The sequence below is a fragment of the Kitasatospora sp. NPDC001660 genome (genome assembly GCF_053596725.1).
This window is the reverse complement of sequence record NZ_JBSFGU010000003.1, coordinates 12147-35043: the sequence shown is the minus strand read 5'-3', so window position 1 is coordinate 35043 and position 22897 is coordinate 12147. Positions and strand designations below refer to the sequence as shown.

General features: G+C 71.9%; 22 protein-coding genes, 1 tRNA gene and 1 pseudogene. 4 read left to right on the top strand and 20 right to left on the bottom strand.

Annotated features, from left to right (window positions below; all coding sequences use genetic code 11):
- Positions 1-2 precede the first annotated feature (2 nt).
- From ACWCXH_RS03780 to ACWCXH_RS03750, 7 genes and pseudogenes are all read right to left on the bottom strand, one after another.
- Positions 3-695 carry a spherulation-specific family 4 protein gene (locus tag ACWCXH_RS03780; RefSeq protein ID WP_449799700.1) on the bottom strand — a complete coding sequence of 231 codons (693 nt, stop codon included), beginning with the start codon at positions 693-695 and terminating at the stop codon, positions 3-5.
- Positions 692-1606 carry an NAD-dependent epimerase/dehydratase family protein gene (locus ACWCXH_RS03775; RefSeq protein WP_449799699.1) on the bottom strand — a complete coding sequence of 305 codons (915 nt, stop codon included), beginning with the start codon at positions 1604-1606 and terminating at the stop codon, positions 692-694. The genes ACWCXH_RS03780 and ACWCXH_RS03775 overlap by 4 nt, the downstream gene beginning before the upstream one ends.
- A 122-nt stretch (positions 1607-1728) precedes the next feature.
- Positions 1729-2430 (bottom strand): annotated as a pseudogene (locus tag ACWCXH_RS03770) (nucleotidyltransferase family protein); the annotation flags it as partial.
- A gap of 73 nt (positions 2431-2503) precedes the next feature.
- Positions 2504-3496 (bottom strand): SDR family NAD(P)-dependent oxidoreductase, encoded by a 993-nt coding sequence (locus tag ACWCXH_RS03765; protein WP_449799698.1) that lies wholly within the window; start codon positions 3494-3496, stop codon positions 2504-2506.
- 133 nt (positions 3497-3629) lie between these two features.
- Entirely contained in the window at positions 3630-5153 is a 1524-nt protein-coding gene (locus ACWCXH_RS03760) for a hypothetical protein (RefSeq protein ID WP_449799697.1), read from the bottom strand.
- On the bottom strand, positions 5150-6661 hold the full coding sequence (gene pelF / locus ACWCXH_RS03755) for a GT4 family glycosyltransferase PelF (protein WP_449799696.1): 1512 nt from the start codon (positions 6659-6661) through the stop codon (positions 5150-5152). Before pelF ends, ACWCXH_RS03760 begins: the two co-directional genes overlap by 4 nt.
- A gap of 116 nt (positions 6662-6777) precedes the next feature.
- Positions 6778-9129: a hypothetical protein gene (locus tag ACWCXH_RS03750; protein ID WP_449799695.1), complete on the bottom strand. Its 2352-nt coding sequence runs from the start codon at positions 9127-9129 to the stop codon at positions 6778-6780.
- A 496-nt stretch (positions 9130-9625) separates the two neighbouring features.
- On the opposite strand from ACWCXH_RS03750, the gene ACWCXH_RS03745 reads away from it, so the two are divergent.
- Positions 9626-10516, top strand: a complete 891-nt coding sequence (locus tag ACWCXH_RS03745) for a tyrosine-protein phosphatase (RefSeq protein WP_449799694.1) — start codon at positions 9626-9628, stop codon at positions 10514-10516.
- 15 nt (positions 10517-10531) lie between these two features.
- Here ACWCXH_RS03745 and ACWCXH_RS03740 read toward each other — a convergent pair whose 3' ends face one another.
- The 8 genes from ACWCXH_RS03740 to ACWCXH_RS03705 form a co-directional block, all read right to left on the bottom strand.
- Positions 10532-11437 (bottom strand): RNA polymerase sigma factor SigF, encoded by a 906-nt coding sequence (locus ACWCXH_RS03740; protein ID WP_449799693.1) that lies wholly within the window; start codon positions 11435-11437, stop codon positions 10532-10534.
- 144 nt (positions 11438-11581) lie between these two features.
- Entirely contained in the window at positions 11582-12421 is an 840-nt protein-coding gene (locus ACWCXH_RS03735) for an RNA polymerase sigma factor SigF (RefSeq protein WP_449799964.1), read from the bottom strand.
- Between the two features lie 288 nt (positions 12422-12709).
- On the bottom strand, positions 12710-13003 hold the full coding sequence (locus ACWCXH_RS03730) for a Dabb family protein (RefSeq protein ID WP_449799692.1): 294 nt from the start codon (positions 13001-13003) through the stop codon (positions 12710-12712).
- 79 nt (positions 13004-13082) lie between these two features.
- Complete coding sequence (locus ACWCXH_RS03725; protein WP_449799981.1) at positions 13083-13322, bottom strand: hypothetical protein; 240 nt, start codon at positions 13320-13322, stop codon at positions 13083-13085.
- A 382-nt stretch (positions 13323-13704) separates the two neighbouring features.
- Positions 13705-13791, bottom strand: a tRNA-Ser gene (locus tag ACWCXH_RS03720).
- Between the two features lie 57 nt (positions 13792-13848).
- Positions 13849-14370, bottom strand: a complete 522-nt coding sequence (gene tadA / locus ACWCXH_RS03715) for a tRNA adenosine(34) deaminase TadA (protein ID WP_449799691.1) — start codon at positions 14368-14370, stop codon at positions 13849-13851.
- Between the two features lie 51 nt (positions 14371-14421).
- Positions 14422-14997, bottom strand: coding sequence for a tRNA adenosine deaminase-associated protein (locus ACWCXH_RS03710; RefSeq protein ID WP_449799690.1), 576 nt, complete (start codon positions 14995-14997; stop codon positions 14422-14424).
- A 236-nt stretch (positions 14998-15233) separates the two neighbouring features.
- Positions 15234-15470 (bottom strand): hypothetical protein, encoded by a 237-nt coding sequence (locus ACWCXH_RS03705; protein ID WP_449799689.1) that lies wholly within the window; start codon positions 15468-15470, stop codon positions 15234-15236.
- A gap of 163 nt (positions 15471-15633) precedes the next feature.
- Here ACWCXH_RS03705 and upp point away from each other — a divergent pair, with 163 nt between their 5' ends.
- Positions 15634-16269 carry a uracil phosphoribosyltransferase gene (gene upp, locus ACWCXH_RS03700; protein ID WP_329927243.1) on the top strand — a complete coding sequence of 212 codons (636 nt, stop codon included), beginning with the start codon at positions 15634-15636 and terminating at the stop codon, positions 16267-16269.
- 77 nt (positions 16270-16346) lie between these two features.
- Here the strand turns inward: upp and ACWCXH_RS03695 are convergent, their stop codons facing one another.
- The 3 genes from ACWCXH_RS03695 to ACWCXH_RS03685 all read right to left on the bottom strand — a co-directional run bounded on the left by ACWCXH_RS03695 (position 16347) and on the right by ACWCXH_RS03685 (position 18703).
- Positions 16347-17030: a LytR C-terminal domain-containing protein gene (locus tag ACWCXH_RS03695; protein ID WP_449799963.1), complete on the bottom strand. Its 684-nt coding sequence runs from the start codon at positions 17028-17030 to the stop codon at positions 16347-16349.
- 278 nt (positions 17031-17308) lie between these two features.
- Positions 17309-17605 carry a type II toxin-antitoxin system VapB family antitoxin gene (locus ACWCXH_RS03690; protein WP_030061387.1) on the bottom strand — a complete coding sequence of 99 codons (297 nt, stop codon included), beginning with the start codon at positions 17603-17605 and terminating at the stop codon, positions 17309-17311.
- Positions 17606-18037: 432 nt separating this feature from the next.
- Positions 18038-18703, bottom strand: coding sequence for a rhomboid family intramembrane serine protease (locus tag ACWCXH_RS03685; RefSeq protein ID WP_449799688.1), 666 nt, complete (start codon positions 18701-18703; stop codon positions 18038-18040).
- 118 nt (positions 18704-18821) lie between these two features.
- Between ACWCXH_RS03685 and ACWCXH_RS03680 the strand changes: the two genes are divergently transcribed.
- Positions 18822-19340, top strand: coding sequence for a YbhB/YbcL family Raf kinase inhibitor-like protein (locus ACWCXH_RS03680; RefSeq protein ID WP_449799687.1), 519 nt, complete (start codon positions 18822-18824; stop codon positions 19338-19340).
- Between the two features lie 14 nt (positions 19341-19354).
- Here ACWCXH_RS03680 and ACWCXH_RS03675 read toward each other — a convergent pair whose 3' ends face one another.
- The gene (locus ACWCXH_RS03675; protein WP_449799686.1) at positions 19355-20323 is read right to left on the bottom strand and encodes a helix-turn-helix transcriptional regulator; all 969 of its coding nucleotides are present in this window, start codon (positions 20321-20323) and stop codon (positions 19355-19357) included.
- A 96-nt stretch (positions 20324-20419) separates the two neighbouring features.
- On the opposite strand from ACWCXH_RS03675, the gene ACWCXH_RS03670 reads away from it, so the two are divergent.
- On the top strand, positions 20420-21901 hold the full coding sequence (locus ACWCXH_RS03670) for an MFS transporter (RefSeq protein ID WP_449799685.1): 1482 nt from the start codon (positions 20420-20422) through the stop codon (positions 21899-21901).
- 115 nt (positions 21902-22016) lie between these two features.
- On the opposite strand, the gene ACWCXH_RS03665 is transcribed toward ACWCXH_RS03670, so the two are convergent.
- Complete coding sequence (locus ACWCXH_RS03665; RefSeq protein ID WP_449799684.1) at positions 22017-22628, bottom strand: HhH-GPD-type base excision DNA repair protein; 612 nt, start codon at positions 22626-22628, stop codon at positions 22017-22019.
- Positions 22629-22897: the final 269 nt, after the last annotated feature.

Genomic DNA, 22897 nt, shown 5'->3' with positions numbered 1-22897 from the left:
GGTCAGGTCAGTTCAGCGGCGGTCAGACCGTGGGGAAGGGTGCACCAGGGGTTGTCCCCGGAGCCCGGGACGGCGGCGCCGACGCCGGCCCGTCGGGCGGCGATCAGCGCGGTGGCGTCCCGTGCCTGGTCGGCGGGGACGTCGTACACGAGGTGGCAGAAGCGGGAGGCCGCGTGGCGGCCGGTCCACAGGGGCAGGGTCATCTCCCGATAGGAGTCCCAGGTGCCCTCGAAGGTGACGAGCAGGTCGGCGAGGCCGACTTCGGCGTAGCCGGGGTCCGGGTGCTCGCCGTGGCCGAACACGACGGTGCCGCAGCCGGCCGCGCGGGCCGCCGTGGCCAGCCGCCGGTAGTGCGCCAACGCGCCCGGGTGGCAGGCGACTTGGTCGAAGTAGACGCCGGTGATGGCATGCCGCTGACGATACGTCAGAACATCGCTCACCACGGCCGCGTGGGAGCGTCGGCCGTAGTCGGTGTCGGTGTAGCCGAGCAACGGCAGTCCGGCGGCGCGCAGTTCGTCGGCCGCTTCGGCGAAGACGTTGTCCGGGGTCTCGCCCGGGCCGTCGGCCAGGTTGAGCACGACGGCGGCGATCCGGGCGGGGTCGGCGGCGGCGACCGCCCGCCAGGCCGCCGGGTCCACCGCGGGGTGGACGTACAGCGGCACCAGCAGGCGGCCGTCGGTGGTGGTCCCGGTCATCCGACGACCGGGGTCGGGCCGGGCTCGGTGCTGAGCCAGAGGTCGCGCAGGGTGTCGGCGAGGTCGGTCTCGGGGTGCCAGCCGAGCTCCCGGGCGGCGGCCGACACGTCGGCCTGCTGCCAGGAGACCGCGGCCGAGCGCTCGGAGCCCGCCCCGCTCTCGTCGATCCGGCCGGTGAACCCGGCCGCCGCGACCAGGCCTTCGGCGATCGCCCGGACCGGCTTGGCCTGCCCGGAGGCGAGGTTGAGCACCCGGGGGAGCGGACGGTCCGCGGCGACGGCCAGGCCGACCGCGCGCGCGATGTCGCGGGCGTCGACGAAGTCGCGGTGGGCCGAGAGGTCCCCGACCTTCACGACGCCGTCGGCACCCTCGGGCGCGACCCGGCGCAGCTCGGCGGCGAGCCGGCCGGGCAGCGAGCCCGCCGGCGCCCCCGGGCCGACCGGGTTGAACACCCGCAGCACCACCGCGTCCAGCGGCGAGCCGGCCACCGCGAGGGAGCCGGCCAGCTTGGTCGCGCCGTACACGCCGACGGGACGGGCGTCCGCCTCCTCGGACAGCGAACCGCCCGGCTCGCAGACGCCGTACTCGCCGGCCGAACCGATGTGCACCAGCCGGGTCTTCGGGGCGCCGAGCTGCAGCGCCTCGCAGAGCACCGCCGGACCGCGCGCGTTCACCTCGGCGAGCTTGATCGCGCTGCCGGCCACCGCGCCGGCGAAGTTGACCACCACGTCGGGGGCCAGCGCGGCGAGCTCCTCGCCGAGCGGGCCGGGCTGGGCGGTGGCCAGGTCCAGCCGGAGGTCGTGAGCGGGCCGCCGGCCCGCGGTCAGCACGGTGGCACCGGGCAGCGACCGCAGGACGGCGGCGGCGTGGCGGCCGAGGAAGCCGTCCCCGCCGAGAAGCAGGATCCTCACGCGGCCCGTCCGTCGCTCTCGGCGCCCGTGGCGACGGGCGCCTGGGCGGGGTCCGCGGTGGTGGGCGCGGCGGGGACGGGCAGCTCGGTGACCGCAGGTGCGACGCCGCTGGTCTCGAAGGGCATCAGCACCGGACGGATGCTCGCGAACTCGGCGTTCGCGCGGTCGTAGTCGTCCGGGCGGCCGATGTCGAGCCAGTAGCCGCCGAAGTCGTAGGAGGACGGCGGGGTCTGGGCGGCCAGCAGGTCGAGCACCAGCTCGTCGAAGCCGAGCGGCAGGCCGGGGGTGTACTTGGCGAGCGCGGAGCGGGACACGCCGTACACGCCCATCGAGACGCGGTAGTCGATGCTCGGCTTCTCCTGGAAGCCGGTGATGCTGCCGGACTCGGTGGTCAGGACACCGAAGTCGATCTTCACCTGGCGGGCGTAGGTGGCGATGGTCAGCGGCGCGCCGGACGCCTCGTGGTGCTTGAGCACTCCGGCGAAGTCCAGGTCGGTGAGGATGTCGCCGTTCATCACCAGGAAGTGCTCGGGCAGCCGGTCCTGCATGGTGAGCAGCGGGCCCATGGTGCCGAGCGGGCTGTCCTCCACGGCGTAGCCGACGCGCAGGCCCCACTGGGAGCCGTTGCCGACGTACGCGCGGATGATGTGGCCGAGGTGGCCGATGGCCAGGGTGACGGTCTTGAAGCCCGCGGCGGCGAGCTGGCGCATCACGATCTCCAGGATCGCGTGCTGGTCGCCGATCGGGACGAGCGGCTTGGGGAGCGCGGTGGTGTACGGGCGGAGTCGGACGCCCTTACCACCGGCCAGGATCACTGCATGCATGGTGTTTCCCCCACGGAAGGAATGCGCAGGACACGAACCTTGATAACCAGGGCTGGCAAGATCTGTGCGGCGGTCAGACGTTGTAGATGTCGGTCTTGTAGCGGTCCAGGTTGGCCGGGTCCCGGAAGAACTCGATGGTCTGCTCCAGGCCCTGCTCCAGGCTGAAGTCGGGGGCCCAGCCGGTCGCGTCGCGCAGCTTGGTGGCGTCCGCGACCAGGCGCATGACCTCGGAGTTGGTCGGGCGGATGCGCTGCTCGTCCTCCTTGACCACGAGGTCGACGCCCATCAGCTTGCCGACCAGGGTGACCAGGTCGCCGACCGAGATCTCGCCGCCGGTGCCGGCGTTGAAGGTCCTGCCGACCACGGCGTCGGCGGGCGCGGTGCCGACGGTGCGGAAGGCGTTCGCGGTGTCCTTGACGAACATGAAGTCGCGGGTCGGGCGCAGGTCGCCGAGGGTGATCTCGGTCTGGCCGGCGGCGACCTGGGCGATCACGGTCGGGATGACGGCGCGCATCGACTGGCGCGGGCCGAAGGTGTTGAACGGGCGGAGCGTCACGACCGGGGTCTCGAAGCTGGCGTAGTAGCTGTCGGCCAGCCGGTCCCCGCCGGCCTTGGAGGCGGCGTACGGGGACTGGGTGTTGATCGGGTGCTCCTCGGTGATCGGCACGGTCTGGGCGGTGCCGTAGGTCTCACTGGTCGAGGTGTGCACAAGGCGCTGGATGCCGAGGTGACGCACCGCCTCCAGCACGTTCAGGGTGCCGGTGACGTTGGTGTCGACGTACGAGTGCGGGGCCCGGTAGGAGTACGGGATCGCGATCAGGGCGGCCAGGTGGTAGACGGTCTCGGTGTTCTTGACCAGGTCGATGACCGAGCCCGGGTCCCGGACGTCGCCGAGGACGATCTCGACCGAGTCCAGCACGTCCTTGGACAGGGTCTCCAGCCAGCCGAAGGAGGAGAAGGAGTTGTACTGGACCATCGCGCGGACGTGGTGGCCGTCGGCGACCAGGGTCTCGACGAGGTGGGAGCCGATGAAGCCCTCGGCTCCGGTGACGGCGACGCTGCTCATGCGTGATTCGCTTTCTGGTTCTCGGGGGAGCGGCCGGGCGTCGTGGCAGCCCGGCCGGTGATGATGCCGGCTGGTGCGGCGGTGCTCGTCCAGCCGTGCGCGTGGTTCGGTCGTGCGTGTGTTCCGGTGGTGTTCAGCGGTGCTGGGTGGTGCGGCCGAGCACGGGCCCGGCGATGGCGGTGAGGACGAAGGCGGCCGTCCCGCAGCCGATCAGCTGCAGGAGGGTCGGGTCCGCACCGGTCAGCAGCCCGGCGCTCTCGGCACCCGCGGCGGCCAGACAGATGAGGGCGGTGCTCCAGCTGAGCCCGAAGGCGTTCAGGAGCAGCGCCAGCCAGAGCGAGCCGCCGAGGAGCAGCAGCGCGCCGAGCTGCGGGACGCCGAGCGCGGGGGCGCCGGGCCACAGCACGGTCGCGGCGGCGTCCAGGGCGGCCACGGTGGTGAGGTAGATGAAGAGGCAGCCGAGCAGCACCCCGCCGGTGCGGCGGACGAACTCGGCGGAGGTGTGGCTGACCCGCAGCGCGGCGACGGCCATCGCCCGGTAGCGGAAGAGCAGCCACTCGGCGAGCCCGAGGCTGAGCGTCAGGGCGATCATGGCCGGGCCGGTGGGCGTGGTGTGCGTCCCGTGCGCGGCGCCGGTCCTGACCGCCTCGTGGATGGTCACGCCGAGGCCGGCGATCAGGGTGAGGGTGCCGCAGGCCAGGCCGAACAGCAGGTGCGGGATCTCCTGGCGGAGCTGGAGCTTCACCGCGACGGCGTCCTTGGCGTCCTTGTCGCCGCGGATGCAGCGGACCAGCTCCCGGGCGGCCAGGCCGACGGCGAGCACCAGCGAGGTCAGCAGGACCACCGTCCGGACGACCTGCGGGACGTCCGCCGCGAGCACCACGCCCGCGCCGATGGAGGCCGGTGCCAGTGCCAGCAGCAGGAACTTCTCCCGCCCGAGCACCAGCAGCACGGTCGCCGCGCCCAGGTACGCGGACTGCCCGGCGGCGAAGAGCAGCGAATCGAGCGGCCCGCCGACGACGTACGCCGCGGTCGAGGCGATCAGTGCGCCGATCGGTGCGCCGATGCTCAGGCAGATCGCGGACTCCCGGCGCCGCAGCCGGCTGAGCCAGCGGTACGCGCGGTGCGCGAGCGCCTGGTTGAAGGCCCAGCTGGCGACGGTGGCGACAGTGAGCGCGAGCATGCCGGAGGGCAGGCCGAAGCGCATCCGGGTGGCCGCGAACAGGTTGGCGCCGAGCAGGTAGCCGAGCCCGGGCAGGGCGAACACCAGGCCGCGCACGACGCAGCGCCAGGGGTCGGCCCGCCAGGGGTTGGCGAACTCGGAGCTCGGGCCGGGGTAGCGGCGCTCGACCTTCTCGAACAGCTCCTCGGCGACGGTGAACGCGTCGGGGCGGCCGTACAGGAGGGCGGCCTGCTCGTCGGAGAGGCCGTCGGACTCCAGGAAGGCCGCGATCTCGAAGGGGTGGACGGCGTCGGCGCAGATGTCCTGCAGCCGCTCGGCGAGTTCGTCCAGCGGGTCCGCGGAGAGGCCGAGCTCCTCCTCCGGCGCGGGCCGGGCCGGCAGGGACGGGCGGCGGCGCCCCCGCGGAAGCGTGCGCAGCTGCATCGTCCGGTCGGCGTCGGCCTCGTCCGGGACGAGACGGATGGGACCACTCATGCGCCCACCTCGCTGGGCCGGCGCCGGGCGGTGGCGAGCTGCTGGTCCCAGCCGGTCGGGACGTCGTCGGCGACGGGCACCACGCCGCCCGGCATCCAGCGGGCGGTGCCGAGGAGCTCGGTGTAGATGCCGCGGAAGCCGTCGATGTTCTGGCGCAGCGTGAACTGCTCGATGACCCGCAGCCGGGCCTGCTCGCCGAGCCGGGCGCGCCGCTCGGCGTCGCGCAGCAGCTCGATCGCGGCGGCGGCCATCGGCTCGGGCTCGCGCGGCGGGACGACCAGTCCGGTGTCGCCGACGGCCTCGCGCACGCCGCCCACGTCCGTCGAGACGGTCGCGCGGCCGCAGGACATCGCCTCGATGAGGGTGAACGGGAAGCCCTCGCTGATGCTGGAGAGCATGACCACGTTGCCCGCCGCGTACGCGTCGGTGATGTCGGCGACGCGGCCCTCGAAGACCACCGAGTCGGCGATGCCGAGCTCGGCGGCCAGGGCTATGCAGCCGTCCCGGTACGCCTCGCCGCCCTTGGGCGTGCCCCCGAAGAGCCGCAGTCGCGCCTCGGGGATCTCGCGCTGGACGATGGCGAAGGCCCGGATGAGCGTCTCCAGGTCCTTGATCGGGTCGACCCGGCCGGCCCAGCTGAGGGTCGGGGTCTGCGGCTCGGGGCCGGCGGGCGGGAAGGCCGTCGGGTCCACGCCGTTGTAGACGGTCCGGATGTTCGCCGACGGGGTGCCGCCGCGCTCCTCCCAGCGCCGGTTGTACCGGTTGCCGGGGGTGACGAGGGCGGCCTGCCGGTAGCTCTCCTCGGCGAGCATCCGGTAGAAGCCGAGCAGCAGCGCCTTGACCGGCCAGCGGTACGGGCCGGTGCGGTAGCCGAGGTAGCGCTCGCGCAGGTAGATGCCGTGCTCGGTGAGCAGGAACGGTACGCCGTACTGCTGAGCGGCGATCAGCCCGGGGAGGGTGGCCAGACCGCCGCTGGCCGCGTGGGCGACGCCGTCCGTCGGCGGCTCGGCCGAGAGCGGGCGCAGTGCGTGTTCGAGCAGGTCGGTGGCGTTCAGGGCGTCGTGGAGGGTGGGCCGGGAGACGGCCGTGGGGAGGTAGTCGCGGGTCCAGACGTGCTGGAGGGTGCGCAGGGCGCGCTCGCTGCGCAGCGCGGGGCTGAGCAGCCCGCGCCGGGCGAGGTCGGCGAAGCCGTACAGCTCGGTGCCGAAGTGGGTGGTGTAGACCGGGTCGAGGATGGAGTGCAGGAAGCGCTCGTACGCGTTGAGGAAGCGCCGCATCTCGCTGCCGCGCGGCGCCCTGGCCTCGGAGGCCGGGCCCCACAGCGGTGCGGTGGTGACGGACCGGACGTTGGCGGGCAGCTCCCAGGCGAGCGGCTCGTGACCGGTTCCGGTGACGGCGATGATGTCGAAGTCCACGTCGGGCATGCCTTGAACGAGCTGGTCGCACCAGACGCTCACGCCGCCGTGCTGGTGCGGATACGTCCCCTCGGTGAGCAGGGTGACGCGCATCTCCTGTCCCCCCTCCTGTTCTTGCGTCGGGTGTCCGGCCTGGGTGGCCGGAACGGGAGCCGTGGCAGGGCCGGGCCGGGTTCGCCGGCACCGGCCCCACCATCGGGTCTTACGTGTTACCGGGAGCCGGGCTTGCCGGCGGACTTCCTGTCGAGCTCGGCCGTCCCCCCGGAGACCATGGCGCTCTTCACGAGCCCGGCGGCGTTGCCGCCCCGCTGGACGTCCTTGCCGGGCACCGGGGTTCCGCTGCCCGGGACCAGGACCGGAGCCTTGGTGCGGGTGGTGTCGCTGGGGCCGACGGGGACCGGGGTGGCGACGCCCTGGGGGACCACCTTCTTGTCGGCCTGCGCCGGGGCCGGGACGGACTTGGCCGCGACGCTCGGTGCGACGGCGGCCGGGGCCGCCGGAGTGGCACCCGAGGACAGCTGCAGCGTGATGGAGCTCTGCAGCGCGCCCGGCGCCACCCAGCCGGAAAGCGTACCGGCGTAGGCGGAACCGAAGGCGGTCGACCCGATGGCCAGCTTCTGAGTAGTTCCCGTCGGCATGGTGGCCTGGACCTGAACGCCGGCCGGCGCGGAGACGGTGACGTTGTTGCCGATCTTGTAGGCGGTGACCTGGCCGGAGGCGACGGCCGCGTTCCAGGCCGCGCGCTTCTGGAACTCCTGCCCGATCTCGCGCTCGCCGAGGTTCACGATGGGGGCGTTGTCGGCGTAGAGCGAGCGGTAGGTGCCGAGGATCTTCTCCAGCACCGGGTAGACGATCCGGCCCTCGGAGAGGTTCGACTGGTGGATGAAGTGCGGCCGCGGGTCGTTGCTCATCACGTGGCCGAGGTCGATCCGGGCCTCGAGCGGCACGATGTACGACTGGAAGCCGGTGTTGACGTCCAGCGGCTTGGGCAGGCAGGTGGAGCTGGGGTTGTTCTCGCAGATCCCGCTGCCGCCGTTGGCCTTGCTGGTGTAGATCCAGTTGTACTCGTCGGTCTCCTCGACCGCCGAGCCGGCGTTGTAGAAGACGTTCATCGGGTAGCGGGGCACGGTCAGCGTGGAGGAGCCGACGGCCCGCTGGGCGGGCTCGCGGGAGGCGTCGCTGCCGGTGAACTTGATGCCGTTGGCGGCCAGCGCCGGCGCCAGGTACGGGTTGTCGCTGGTCTCCTGCGGGGCGGTCAGCAGTCCGGAGTGCTCGCCGGTGACGAGGACCTGCGGGTCGACCTTGAGGCCGTTCTTGGCCGCCCAGTCGAAGTTGTTCTTGATCTGGGTCGAGATGGTGTTCTGGTCGACCCAGACGGTGTTGCCGGAGGCGTCCTTGGTGCAGCGCCACGGCACCACGCTGACGTCCTGGACGCAGCCCAGGTACGGGTGGGTGTAGGTGTGGTTGACCCAGCGGTAGCTGTTCTGGTCGGCGATCATCTGGTTCGCCGTCGGGTCGACCGTGGTGTTGTTGTCGGCCTTCCAGTCCTCGCTGCCGCCACCGTTGAACACCATGTCCAGGGTGAAGTTGTTCGAGGCCATCCACTGCTTGGCGTACTGCGCGTCGGCCGGGGTCATCCGGATCGGGTTGCTGGTGCCCGGGGTGCCGGGCGGGCAGGTCACGTCACCGGGGGTGCACTTCAGGGTGGTGGACCAGCGGTCGTCCGCGAGGAAGACGTCGTCGACGTGGGCCGCGAAGTAGTTGCGGTCGTACCCGAGGTGGACGCCCTGGGTGATCCAGTCGACCATGCCGCGGGCCAGCAGGCGGTACTGCTGCTGGTACTGGTTGTAGACGAAGGTGACGACCAGTTCCTTGCGGCCGTCGTGGGTGTACTCACCGACCAGCGAGCCGCGCGAGGAGCTGCCCGGGATCGGGGCGTCGACGAGCGGCGTGAACGAGGCGCCGGACGGGAGGCCCGCCAGCGGGGTGGCCAGGTACCCGTAGCTCTCGCTGACGTTCGGGTCGTTGTCCTCGAAGGGCACGGCGCCCTTCAGGTAGCTGAACGAGCCCGAAGTGCCTGCCGTGGTGGTGGCGGCCTGGAAACCGTCCAAGGTGCCAATGTAACCGGGATTTTGGGCCCAGTTCAGGCCCACCGCCGGGCTGGCGAGCGTGTACGCGTCGATCTGGCGGACGTTGAATGCCGCCTCGTACGTCGCGATTGCCGTCATCTCGGCCGGCGAGTTGGTGAAGGGGTTTTCGTTGGGCAGGACGATGCCCTGGTACTTGCCCCGCGGCTGCCCGTTGATCGTGTCGCTCAGGAAAGCGGCGTTGATGACAGGGCGGTTGGGGTCGCTCAGGGTGATGACCTTGTACGGGGTGCCCTGGCTCTTGAGTTCGGCCGTGATGGCCGCGACGGAGGGTCCGCCGTCGTCGATGACGAGGACGGTCAGATCGATCCTCGGCGGCGTCGCGGTGTCGCCGTGGGCCAGGGTGGTCTGCAGGCCGCTGGCCAGCAGAACTGCTGCCGCGTAGGCGGCAACTCTTCGGGTCGCTCGACCCATGGTGATCCTCCCCTTGGGGCAGGCGCTTCGCTGCTCTGCGCTCGCCTGCCCTGTAGCTGTTCGCGGGCAGCAGGCTGCCCGGCGCCCATCCTGGTCGAGGGTCGGCTCCGCGAGGGACCAATTGGGCGAGAGTGCAGCAAACCTGTTACCAACGTTCATGGCGAAGCCATGAAGGCGCTGATTGTGACCGGAACAGCACCGGCCATGCAAATGATGAATTGAAAATGAAAAACCGGAACCTGAGTGCTACAGCTGGTTACCAAGCGTTGTTACCAACCGGGCGACGTGGTGGGGCGCGCCGGACACCTACACTGTGGTCGTTGCGCATGACACTCTTGCACATCTCGCCGCCCCATTGGGCAGGTTCATGCAATATCGGGCACCTCTGTGCCATGTGACAGTCCGAATATGCAATGGAGGCTCCCGCATGGCCGATCAGCGGACCGAGGCCGGGACAATCGGCGGCGTTCGGAATGCCGCGTCCAACCGGAGTGGAATGCCCCAGGTCGGGCGCAGTCTCGGACTGCGCGGTGCGGTCAACGCCCGTGACCTGGGCGGCTGTCGGACGGCTGACGGAAGGGTCCTCCGGCCCGGTACGGTCCTGCGCAGCGATGGCCTGAACCATGTCGCCGGCGACGACCTGAATTCGCTCCGGGCCCTCGGCCTGCGCCGCGTGGTCGACCTCCGCAGCCTCGACGAGGTCCGCGAGGCCGGCCCCGACCGCGTTCCCGGCCTCCCCGTCCCGGAGGTCGCCGCCGACCTCCCCCCGGGCACCGCGGTGACCGTCGAACCGGACGCCGAGGGCGGCGTGACCCTGCACCATCTCCCGGTGTTCGCACCTGACTTCGACATCTACGTGACGCTGCGCGACGCCCTGGCCGACCGCAGCCCGGAGAAGCAGCGCGCGTTGCTCGGCGACGGCCGCGCGGCCGCGATGATGACCGGGCTCTACCGCTGGTTCGTCACCGACGGGCTCGCGCGCGAGCGCTTCGCCACCGCGCTGCGCCTGCTGGCCGCCCCCGACGGCCCGCCGCTGCTGTTCCACTGCTCGGCCGGCAAGGACCGCACCGGCTGGCTCGCGGCGCTGCTGCTGACCGCACTGGGCGTGGACCACGAGACCGTCCTCGCCGACTACCTGCTCACCAACGAGCGCTCGGCGCCGGTCGTCGGCCGGGTGATGGACGACTTCGGCACCCGCGGCCTGATGCGCGAGCCGGAACTGCTGCTGCCGGTGTTCCGGGCCGACCCCGCCTACCTGGCCGCGGCCTTCGAGGAGGTCGAGGCCGGCTGGTCCGACTTCGGGGCGTTCTGGCGCGACGGCCTCGGGCTGGACGACGAGGTGCTGGCCGGGCTCCGGAACAACTTGCTGGACGGCGAGGCGGCTTGAGCCCCGCGGGGCCCGTCAGCCCTCGCTGATGAGCCCCTCCCGGAGCTGGGTGAGGGTCTTGGTGAGCAGCCGGGAGACGTGCATCTGGGAGATCCCGATCTCCTCGCCGATCTGCGACTGGGTGAGGTTGCCGAAGAAGCGCAGCATGATGATCCGGCGCTCGCGCGGCGGCAGTTTGGCCAGCAGCGGCTTGAGCGACTCCCGGTACTCGACGCCCTCCAGCGCGAGGTCCTCGTAGCCGAGCCGCTCGGCCAGCGGCCCGTCGCCGTCCTCCTCGGTGGGGCTGGAGTCGAGCGAGCTCGCGGTGTACGCGTTGCCGACCGCGAGGCCCTCGACCACGTCCTCCTCGCTGACGCCGAGGCAGGCCGCCAGCTCGGGGACGGTGGGGGAGCGGTCCAGCCGCTGGGCCAGCTCGTCGCCGGCCTTGGTGAGTGCGAGCCGCAGCTCCTGGAGCCGCCGGGGCACCCGGACCGACCAGCTGGTGTCCCGGAAGAACCGCTTGATCTCGCCGACCACCGTCGGCATCGCGAAGGTGGGGAACTCCACCCCGCGCTCGGGGTCGAACCGGTCGATCGCCTTGATCAGCCCGATCGTGCCGACCTGGACGATGTCCTCCATCGGCTCGTTGCGGCTGCGGAAGCGCGCCGAGGCGTACCGGACCAGCGGCAGGTTGAGTTCGATCAGGGTGTCGCGGACGTAGGTGTGCTCCTCGCTGCCGGGCTCCAGGGCGGCCAGCCGCAGGAAGAGCGAGCGGGAGAGCGTCCGGGTGTCCAGCCCGGTGCCGGGTGACGCCGCGACGGGCGCCTCGGGGACGGGCGGTGCGGTGGACGGCCCCCGCTGCAGCGGGACCCGGTCCTCGGCGACCGCGATGCCTGTGGCCTGACCAGCGTGGATCTCCGCAGTGCCCAGCTCTCCGGACATGCGCCCACCCCCTTGTGACTGACGGTTGAACGGGCGTCGACGCGCGGATGTTCCCGCCGAAGGCCCTCCCCCTCCATACCGGCACACGATCCCCGGCAAACCCGGTCGTCGCAAGATGTCACGCGGTGGTGACGCGGAGCGATGTCAGTCTTCCCAGGAGTTGCCGGTTCGAAGCCTCGTCAGGATCCGCGAGAGCAGCCGGGAGACGTGCATCTGGGACATTCCCAGCTCGGTGCTGATCTGCGACTGGGTCAGGTTGGCGAAGAACCGCAGCATGACGATCCGCCGTTCCCGCTCGGGCAGCTGGACCAGCAGGTGGCGGACCATGTCCCGGTGCTCGACCTCGGCGAGCGCGGAGTCCTCGTAGCCGAGGCGGTCCAGCAGGGCGAGCCCGCCCTCGTGCTCCTGCGCCGCCTCCAGGGACGCCGCGTTGTAGGCCCGCCCCGCGTCCAGGCAGGCCCGGACGTCCTCCTCGGGGATGCGCAGGCTCGCGGCGATCTCGGGCACCTTGGGGGTCCGCCCGTGCAGCACCGTCAGCTCCTCCATGGCGCCGCTGACCTGCACCCACAGTTCCTGGAGCCGTCGCGGGACGTGCATGGTGCGGACGTTGTCCCGGAAGTAGCGCTTGATCTCGCCGAGGATGGTCGGCAGCGCGTAGGTGGGGAACTGGACGCCCCGGCTGGGGTCGAACCGGTCGATCGCGTTGATCAGGCCGATGGTGCCGACCTGGACGACGTCCTCCATGGGCTCGCTGCGGCTGCGGAAGCGGGTGGCCGCGTAGCGCACCAGCGGGATGTTGACCTCGATCAGAGCGGCCCGCACCCGCTCCCGCTCGGGGGCGTCCGGGGGGAGCTCGGCCAGGCGTTCGAACAGCACCCGGGTCAGCGTCCGGACGTCCACCGCCGGACGGCCGCCGGAGCCGCGCAGGCCGTCCGGCCGAAGCTCGCCGGCCGGGCTGATGATCCCCGCCAGCACCTCGTCCACGGACACGTCACCCCTCCCAAAGTCGACTACGGCGGGCCCTGGCGGATTGGGTGTCGCGGCTGGTTCTTCACCTCGCCATGTCCGGCAAAACCGGTCATAGCATCACAAGGCGGGCACAGGTCGGGCAAGCACCCGGCGGAGGTGTGTTGATGCGGTACCGGGCCTTCGCGGGGCCCGGCGGTGAGGCGCCGCAAGGATCGTTCCGGGGCGGAGCGCGGCGTCCCGCCCGGACCTCGGGCGGGACGCCGCGGTCCGTCCGGGGGAAGCGCCCCGGGGCGGACGGTGCTCTCAGACCTCGACGTCCGCGATCACCCAGGTGGCGAACTCGCGCCACTGGCCGGCCGCCGCCTGGTGGGCCGGGTGGGTCAGGTAGGCCTGGAGCGCGTCGCGGTCCTCGACCAGGCTGTTGATCGCGTAGTCGTACGCGATGTCGCGGTCGGTGGTGTTCCAGCCGCACTCCCACTCGCGCAGCTCGGGGATCACCGAGCCGAGCTCGGCGAACGCCTTGGCGCCGGCGAGCGCGCGCTCGTCGTCCTTGCGGACGCCTTCGTTGAGCTTGAACAGGACCAGGTGCCGGATCACGATGCCGCTCCTCGCGGACGGGGGTATGAGGGTCCCGCCCACCGTAGCCCGTGCGCCGGGGCGGCCTCGAGACCGGCGGCTACTTGATCAGGCCGGTCATGAAGGTGCCGACGGCCTTGGCGGCGTTCGAGATGCCCTCGAAGCCCAGCTGGACGAGCTCGGCCGAGCGGGCCGGCGACGTGATGATCGAGTAGAGGACGAAGACGAGCAGGAGGATCATGCCGATCTTCTTCGCCTGCGCCATCGGGTGACCTTCCTCCCAGCTGTGGGCCGCCGTCATCCGGGTCCCCGAGCGGCCCTGCAGGGGCAGCTTATCCACCGGACGGGCTATCAAGTGCGTGGCGCGTTCGCCCGGCGGGACGAAGGTCCCCACGAGTTGGGGCCTTTCTCCGGGTGCCCGTGCGCGAACCGGGCGGCAGGATGGATGACGCACCGAGGATCCGGCAGGAATCCCGGTGCGTGGATCCGGAGCTCCCCGCTGTGGGACCGGGTGTCGCGGCTCCTCCCCCGACCGCGGCGCCGGTCGTGGGACTCCGCCGGGGGAGCGGTTGGTTCCCCCGAACCGCTCCCCCTCCAGGCTCCGTACCCGACAAGGGCGTTGGCGGACACCGGCCCGGGTGCGGAGTCCTCTCCGCGTTCCGAGGGTGCACGGAAGAACGCCGAGGGCCCGTCCGGATCGGACGGGCCCTCGGGCTTTCCAGCGGTAGCGGTGGGATTCGAACCCACGGTGGAGTTGCCCCCACACACGCTTTCGAGGCGTGCTCCTTTGGCCGCTCGGACACGCTACCGAGAGGAACTCTACCGGACGGGTGTCGCGGTCACGAAATCCGTATCCCGGCGGACCCTCAGCGGTGGGTGTCGAAGAAGGCGCGCAGCTGCTCGCCGCACTCGTCGGCGAGGACCCCCCAGATCACCTCGGGGCGGTGGTTGAGCCGCCGGTCGCGCATCACGTCGAAGAGCGAGCCGGCCGCGCCGGCCTTCTCGTCCAGGGCGCCGTAGACCACCCGGTCGATGCGGGACAGCACGATGGCGCCCGCGCACATCGTGCAGGGCTCCAGCGTGACGACCAGCGTGCAACCGCTGAGCCGCCACTCTCCGACCTTCTCGGCGGCCTGCCGGATCGCGACCACCTCGGCGTGTGCGGTCGGGTCGCCGACCGCCTCGCGCTCGTTGTGGCCGCGCCCGAGCACCTCGCCGTCCGGGCCCAGGACGAGCGCCCCGACCGGGACGTCGCCGGTGACCGGCGCCAGGGCGGCCTCGGCCATCGCGAGGCGCATCGGCGCCGCCCAGCGGTCACGGACCGGGTCGGGGCGGACGGGGGCGGGCAGCGGGGCGATCAGGGGGGCTGCGGGGGTGGCGGACTGCATGGCATCCAGTGTCGGGCATCCGGCGACGGACACCTCTCGGGCCGCTGCCCGCTACCGGACCGCCTCCAGGACCTCGCCGCAGCCCAGGGCCTCGGCGATCTCCTCCAGGGCGTCGCCCGGCACCGCGCCCTCGCCGCTGAGGGCGAGCAGCTCGTCGGAGGGCAGGCCGAACTCGGTCAGCAGGTGGGAGTCGCCGAGCGGGCCGACCGGGACGCCGCCGTGCGGGGCCGTGTCGTCGGCGGCCTCGTCGTCCAGGTCCTCGGCCTCCTCACTGTCCTCCAGCTCCACGACCAGGTGGTCGAGGTCGCCGAACTCGCTCTCGCCGGCCTGGTCGACCAGCTCGTCGGTGAGGACGGAGCCGTACGAGCTGCGGGCGGCGGCGGCGCCGTCCGACACGAAGATCCGCGGATCCTCCTCGCCGTCCACCCGGACGATGGCGAACCAGGCGTCCTCCTGTTCGATGAAGATCAGGACGCTGTCGTCGTCCTGCGCGGCGTCGCGGGCCAGGTCTGCCAGATCGGCCAGGGTTTCGACGTCGTCGAGCTCCGTCTCGCTCACATCCCACCCGTCCTCGGAGCGAGCAAGCACTGCAGCGAAGTACGCCACCAGGGACACTCCCAAGATCATCGGTCTCGGCTGTCGGCGCGCACGGGCGACGCGAACATCTGGCCGCCCCCGCGCCAGAGGCGGTCCGCTGTTCGGACCGTCCCATCGGAATCGTGACAGAAAGCCCGCCCTTGCGGGGGGTGTTCGGCAGCGCGTCTTTGCAGGTCGTGTCGGAAGCGTCGGTCGACGGCCGGTCCCACGCCGCCCGGACCGTCCGAGGACGGTCGAATGGTGGGTCTGGGCCGTTCGGGGGTTCTTCAGATCCGGAAGGTGCGCATCCGCATCGCTTCGCGCATCCGCCGTTCCTTGGTCCGCCTGGGCTGGACCCGCTCCCGCAGTTCGCGTGCCTCGGCGAGCTCGCGGAGGAAGACGGCGCGCCGCTTGCGGCGCGCCGCCTCGGTCTCCGGGGGGCTCGCGGACGGGCCCGCGCGGCCGCCCGAGGGGCCCTTGGGCTCCTCCGCCGAGCCGCCCCCGGTGTTCGGGTTGCTCGTCATAAGACGTGACATTCCCAGATCGGCCCGGTTGATACCACAGCGGCCGGTTCCGGCCGGACATTCGCGGTGCGTCACGGCGTGTCACGACAGAGTGAGCCCCCGCCGCGCGCCGTGGGCCCGCGGCGTGTCGTACAGGCGTCCAGGGCCGGGCTAACCTCGGTACATGCGTCTCCACGTCGTCGACCACCCCCTGGTCGCCCACAAGCTCTCCACCCTGCGCGACGAGCGCACCGACTCGCCGACCTTCCGTCGCCTGACCGACGAGCTGGTGACCCTCCTCGCCTACGAGGCCACCAGGGACGTCCGCACCGACGAGGTGGAGATCACCACGCCCGTGGCGGTCACCACCGGCACCCGCCTCAGCTACCCGCGTCCGCTGGTGGTGCCGATCCTGCGGGCCGGCCTCGGCATGCTGGACGGGATGACCCGCCTGCTGCCGACCGCCGAGGTCGGCTTCCTCGGCATGGTCCGCAACGAGGAGACCCTGGAGGCCTCCACCTACGCCACCCGGATGCCGGACGACCTCTCCGGCCGCCAGGTCTACGTGCTCGACCCGATGCTGGCCACCGGCGGCACGCTGGTCGCGGCGATCAAGATGCTGATCGAGCGCGGCGCCACCGACGTCACCGCCGTGGTCCTGCTGGCAGCGCCGGAGGGCGTCGAGGTGATGAAGCGGGAGCTGGCGGACCTGCCGGTCACCGTGGTCACCGCCGCCCTGGACGAGCGGCTGAACGAGAACGGCTACATCGTCCCCGGCCTCGGCGACGCGGGCGACCGCCTGTACGGCACCGCCGGCTGACGCGAGATCCCCGAACGACCGAGAGCCCCCCGGCACACCGCCGGGGGGCTCTCTCCGTCCTCACGGGCCGCGCGGGCTCAGCAGTTGCCGGTGGCGCTCGGGGTGGGGGAGGGCTTGGCGGCCAGGGCCAGCGCGGCGGCGGCCTGGGTCTCGTCCAGGAGCGCGTTGTAGCTGTCGCCGATGACGAAGTCCACGCTGGCGTCGGTCCGTGCGTCGGCGGTGGCGGTGGCCCCCGCGATCTGCGAGCTGACCAGGGTCGACGCGCCGGCGCCGGCCGGACCGGCGATCACCTGGGCGGTCCCGGGCACCTTCTTGTCCAGCTCGGCCGGGGCGTTGCCGACCTTGCCGATGGTGAAGCCGCGCTTCTTCAGCTCCTCGGCGGTCCGCCCGGCCAGGCCGGCCTTGGTGGTCGCGTTGTAGACGTTCACCGTGACCGTGGCCGGCTGCGGGATCGCGTGCGGGTCGCCCTGCGCGGCCGCCGGGGCGCCGGAGGCGGCGGGGGCGCCCGGCGAGGCCCCCGGCGTGGGGGCGGCCAGCGCCTTGCCGGAGGGCGTGGCACAGGCCTGCGCGCTGGTGTTCCTGTTCTTGCTGGTGAAGATGTCGTAGAGCTGCACGCTGCCGAGCCCGATGAGGGCCAGGGCGAGCAGCGCCGCGAGCCCGGCGATCACCTTGCGGCTCTTCTTCGGCGGCCGGCCGAGGCGCGGATAGGCGTTGCCGGTGATGCGGTACTGCTTCCCCTTGAGGCCTTGGGGAGTCAACATGCTCACGGTTTGTCTCCCCCTCGTGCCGGGGCGGGGTCGGGATGGCTCGGGATCTCGGGATGACGACGAGTCGGCCGACGGGGACGGTTCCCCTGGTCGCGGCCGTAGTCAGCAGATTAGTGCCGGATTCCCGCGAAGGTACTAAACGATCATCATCTGGAGTACCTCGCTACCCGAAAGGGGGTACGCGAGAGGCGCGCGGAGGCGTCCGGGCACGACGGGACCGCCCTCCCGCCGTGGCGGCGAGGGAGCGGTCCGGAAGCGTGCGGGCGAGCCCGTCACTCCATTTCGAGGACGCGGGCGTGCAGCACCTGGCGCTGCTGCAGCGCGGCCCGCACGGCCCGGTGCAGCCCGTCCTCCAGGTAGAGGTCGCCGTGCCACTTCACCACGTGGGCGAAGAGGTCCCCGTAGAAGGTCGAGTCCTCGGCCAGCAGGGTTTCGAGATCGAGTTGTCCCTTGGTGGTCACCAGCTGGTCGAGCCGCACCGGGCGTGGGGCGACGTCAGCCCACTGGCGGGTGCTGGTCCGGCCGTGATCCGGGTACGGCCGCCCGTTGCCGATGCGCTTGAAGATCACACGGAAAGCCTACCGTTCGGACGGCGGATGGCGCAGCAGCCGCGACGCCGCCACGCGCTCGGGTGTGAACCGCAGGTGGACGTTTGCGGCTGTTTGATGGGAAATGTCGCGAACATTGCCCCAGGTTTTCTGCGGGTTCTGATCCCGCTCGGCCCAGGAGTGTGCCCCGATGGTCCTCCGCCGTCACCCCGTCGGCCGTCCGGGAGGTCGCCGACAGGTACTCCTCGGGTGACGCCGCCGACCCCGGCGCGGTCGGTGAGGTGGCCGAAGAAGGTGTCGGGGCCCTCGTGCATCAGGTCGGTGGCGAAGGCGAGGACGGGCGACTCCGCGGTGCGGCTCCGGAGCAGGGGGCGGGTGTGCCTTCCACGCCGGCCGGAGGGCCGGTATCGGTCCATACCTGGCTGCGCCGAGCGGGCCACAGGCCCGAGTGGGCTACAGGCCGAGGTCGTCCAGCTGCTTGAGCAGGGCGGCGTTGCCGGACGTGGTCTCCGGCGCGGCCGCGGGTGCGGCGGGCGCGGGCTCCGGGGCGCGGCCCCGGAGCAGCCAGGCCGCGGCCAGTCCGCCGGCCAGCCCGCCCAGGTGGCCGAGCCAGCTGACGCCCTGGGCGCCCGGCAGCACGCCCAGCAGGATGTAGGAGTAGAGCGCGGCGATGACGACGCCGATGGCGGTGTCCAGCAGGTTGCGGTCGAGGATCCCGCGCAGCACCACGTAGCCGAAGTACCCGTAGACCATGCCGCTCGCGCCCACCGTCACCGCCTCCGGGCGCTCCAGCAGCCACACCGTCAGGCCGCCGGAGATGACGATCAGCAGGCTGGCCAGCAGGAACTTCCGCATGCCCCGGTAGGCCGCGACGAAGCCGAACGCGAACAGCGGCCAGGAGTTGGCCTCGATGTGGTCCCAGCCGAAGTGCAGGAACGGCATGGTGAACATCTCGGGCAGCTCGTCGATCCGCCCCGAGCGCAGGCCGTAGTCGTACGAGAGGCGGTAGTCGTCCAGCCAGTTGGCCACCTGTACCAGCCAGATGGCGGCGAGGGCGCCGAGCATCGTGAACAGTGCGCGGCGGGAGTCGGCGAGCAGGCGGGCGAGGTTGGAGGCCATGACCCGACTGTAAGGGGCCGCCGGTTCGGACGTGCACCCCATTACAGTGAACGGTGTCATTCAGCCGAGGCCGCACCAGGTCCGAGGCCGTCAGGGCCCGTTGAGAGGTGACCCAAGCATGAGCAAGCGTCCGCCGCTGCCGTACGAGTTCCTGCCCGAGGTGCCGTCCTTCCCGCTGAGCAGCGAGGACATCACCGAAGGCGGCACGCTGGCCCGGGAGTTCATCCACGCCGGCGGCAACCTCTCGCCGCAGCTGGCCTGGTCGGGCCTGCCGGAGGGCACCCGGAGCGTCGCCGTCACCTGCTACGACCCGGACGCGCCGACCGGCTCCGGCTGGTGGCACTGGCTCGCGCTCAACCTGCCGGGCGACACCACCGAACTGCCGCGCGGCGCGGGTTCCTCGGACGACGCCCTGCCGGGCGCGGCCTCCTTCCACGGGCGCAACGACTTCCCGGGCAACAAGTACGACGGCGCCGCCCCGCCGCCCGGCGCCCCGCACCGCTACGTGTTCGCGGTGCACGCGCTCGACGTCGAGAAGCTGGACGTCTCCGCCGACACCCCGCCGGCCCAGGTCGGCTTCCACCTCACCTTCCACACCCTCGGCCGGGCGCTGCTCACCGCCGAGTACGGGGTCTGAGGACGGGCCCCGGTTCAACCCGCCCGGTCGGCCGCGCGGTTGGCGCGGTCGGCCAGGGTGCGCAGGTGGGCGATCAGCTCCGGCGGCTCGTGCACCTCGAAGTCGCAGTCGAGGAGCAGCAGCCCGGACGCCAGCCACTTGAGCGAGTCCGCCCGGGAGTGCAGGCGGCAGGTGCGGTCGTCGATCGGCTCGATCCGGTAGTCCCCGGTCCAGGGCATCCAGCGGTCGACCTCGGCGGCGGGGCGGTGCACGGTGGCGACCATGGCGTACGTCGTGTTCCGGCGGCGCAGCTTGTCGGCCACGAACGTGGCGGCGTTCTCGGCGGGCAGCGGGCGCGGGGTGAAGCGCGCACCGGTGGCGAAGGGTTCGCGGAGCCGGTCGACCCGGAAGAGCCGCCAGTCGTCCCGGTCCAGGTCGAAGCCGACCAGGTACCAGCGGCGGCCGGTCGAGACCAGGCGCTCGGGTTCGACGTTGCGGCGGGTCTCGGCACCGTCGCGGGCCCGGTAGGCGAAGCGCAGGCGCTCGTGGTTGGTGACGGCGCCGGCGAGCACCGTGAGGCCGTCCGGGTCGACGGTCGGTCCGTCCCCGGTGAGCAGCGGGACGGTGGCCGCGTTGAGTGCCCCCACCCGGTGCCTGAGCCGCGCGGGCAGCACCTGGAGCAGCTTGCCCAGCGCCCGGACGGACGCCTCCTCGATGCCGACCACCGCGTGCCCGGCCGCGGCCCGCAGTCCGACCGCGATGGCGACCGCCTCCTCGTCGTCCAGCAGCAGCGGCGGCATCGCCGTCCCCGCGACCAGCCGGTACCCGCCGACCGCGCCCATCGTCGCCTGCACCGGGTAGCCGAGGTCGCGCAGCCGGTCGATGTCGCGCCGGATCGTCCGGGGGCTCACGCCGAGCCGCTCGGCGAGCTCGCTGCCGGGCCACTCGCGCGGGGTCTGCAGCAGGGAGAGCAGGTTCAGCAAGCGGGCCGGGGTGTCGGTCATGCCGTCCAGGATGCCGGAGAACTGGGACAGGATCTGGCCTACATGCCGTCTACCGTTTCGGACGTGCCGACGAGCGAGACGAACGAGGAGCGTGTGATGAGCACTGTGGACACCGATCGGCGGAGGTGGATCGCGCTGGCGATCGTGATGGTCGCCTCCTTCATGGACCTGGTGGACGTGACCATCGTCAACATCGCCGTCCCCAGCATCCAGGAGGACACCGGCGCCTCCTTCAGCGCCGTCCAGTGGGTGACCGGCGGCTACTCGCTGGCCTTCGCGATCGGCCTGATCACCGGCGGGCGGCTGGGCGACATCTACGGCCGCAAGCGGCTGTTCCTGATCGGCATCGGCGGCTTCACGCTCGCGTCCGCGCTGTGCGGCCTGGCCACCGGCCCGGACATGCTGGTCGCGATGCGGGTGCTCCAGGGCGGCACGGCGGCGCTCATGGTGCCGCAGGTGCTCTCGATCATCCACGCGACCTTCCCGGCGGAGGAGCGCGGCAAGGTGTTCGGGATGTTCGGCGCGGTGGTCGGACTGGGCGCCGTCTGCGGCCCGCTGATCGGCGCCCTGCTCACCGAGTGGGACCTCTTCGGCCTGGCCTGGCGGCCGATCTTCCTGATCAACCTGCCGGTGGGCCTCGCCGGCCTGCTGGCCGGGCGCCGTTTCATCGCCGAGTCGAAGGCCGGGAAGGCGCTCAAGCTGGACCTGGTGGGCGTGGCCCTCGCGAGCGTCGGGCTGCTGATGCTGATCTACCCGCTGACGCACGGGCGGGAGGCCGGCTGGCCGCTCTGGGGGTACCTGTCGATGGCCGGCGGCCTCGTGGTGTTCGCGCTGTTCGTGGTGTACGAGAAGGCCAAGGCGCGGCGGGACGGCTCGCCGCTGGTGGAGCTCTCGCTGTTCCGCGTGAAGTCCTTCGCGGCCGGGATCGGGGTGCAGCTCACCTTCGGCGTGGCCTGCGGGATCTTCTTCCTGGTGTGGACCCTCTACATGCAGATCGGCCTCGGCTGGAGCCCGCTGAAGGCCGGCTCGACCGGCATCCCGTTCTCGCTCGCGGTCTCGACGGCGGCCGGGCTGTCCGTGCAGAAGCTGGTGCCGCGGTTCGGGCGCCGGGTGCTCCAGACGGGCGCGCTGGTGATGGCGGCGGGCGTGCTCACCTACATCTGGGAGGCGGACCGGTACGGGACGGCGATCGCGCCGTGGCAGATGGCGCTGCCGCTGGTGGTGATGGGCCTCGGGATGGGGCTGATCGTCGCGCCGATCACCGACGCGATCCTCGCGGAGGTGCCGCGCGAGCACGCCGGTTCGGCGTCGGGCCTGATCAACACCGTGCAGCAGGTGGGGAACGCGCTCGGGCTCGGGCTGGTGTCGGTGGCCTTCTTCGGGGCGATGGACGACGTCGTCGCGCCGACGGCGGTGGGGGAAGCGTTCAGCGGGGCCTTCGTCCACGCGATGTGGTGGGTCGCGGGGGTGCTGGTGGTGGTGTTCCTGCTGATGTTCGCGCTGCCGCGGCGGAAGGCCGTCGCCGCGGGTGCGGAGCAGGATGCGGTTCTTGAGCGGCGGGAGCCGGAGCTGGTCTGACGGTCCGCCGCCGGTGTACTTCTGGCCGGCGGACGCGGACGAGCGCAGGGCCGCGGCCCGGCCGGCGGCGGCCTGAGCCGGCGGTCCGGGGTGCCCCGACGGTGGATCGGGCGACTCAGCGGGCCTTGGCGGTGGCCTTGGCGGTGTCCTTGGCCTCCTTCGCGGCGCGCTTCGCCTCCTGCTTGGACTCCCGGACCAGGACGAGGGATTCGGGCCCGGTGATGTCGGCGACCGAGCGGTGCGCGCCCTCCTCGCCGTACGCGCCGGCCGCCTCGCGCCAGCCGTCCGGCCGCACGCCGTACTGCTTGCCGAGCAGTGCCAGGAAGATCTGGGACTTCTGCTTGCCGAAGCCGGGAAGCGCGTTGAGCCGGCTCAGCAGCTCCTTGCCGGTCCTGGCGTCCTTCCACAGCGCGGCGGCATCGCCGTCGTACTGCGCCACGAGGAACTGGCAGAGCTGCTGCACCCGCTTGGCCATCGCGGCCGGGTAGCGGTGCACGGCCGGCTTCGCGGAGAGCAGCGCCACGAACTCCTCGGGGTCGTAGGTGGCGATCTCGTGGCTGTCCAGATCGTCCCGTCCGAGCCGCTGGGCGATGGTCAGCGGGCCGGTGAACGCCCACTCCATGGGCACCTGCTGGTCCAGCAGCATGCCGATGAGCGCGGCGAGCGCACTGCGTCCGAGCAGTTCGTCGGCCTCGGGCTGCTGTGCGAGCCGAACGGTGACGTTCATGGGCCCCTCCTCGGAGTGGATTGGTCGGGTCGGCGCCCAGTCTGGTCGAAGGGGCGGGAGGGGTGGTGTCAACACGCCCGTAGGAGGGGAAGTCTTGGGGATCGATGCCTTGGTGCAGCTGGTTTGTTCGTTGGCGTAGCGGTTGTTGGGGGCGTCCGGTGTCAACACCCCACTGCGGGACGGAACATTTTTTCCCCCGCGGCTGTCACACCCGCCGCGTGCGGCGGGTCGGAGGAGTGTCGGACCAACCAGCCACCGAGTGGGGAGCA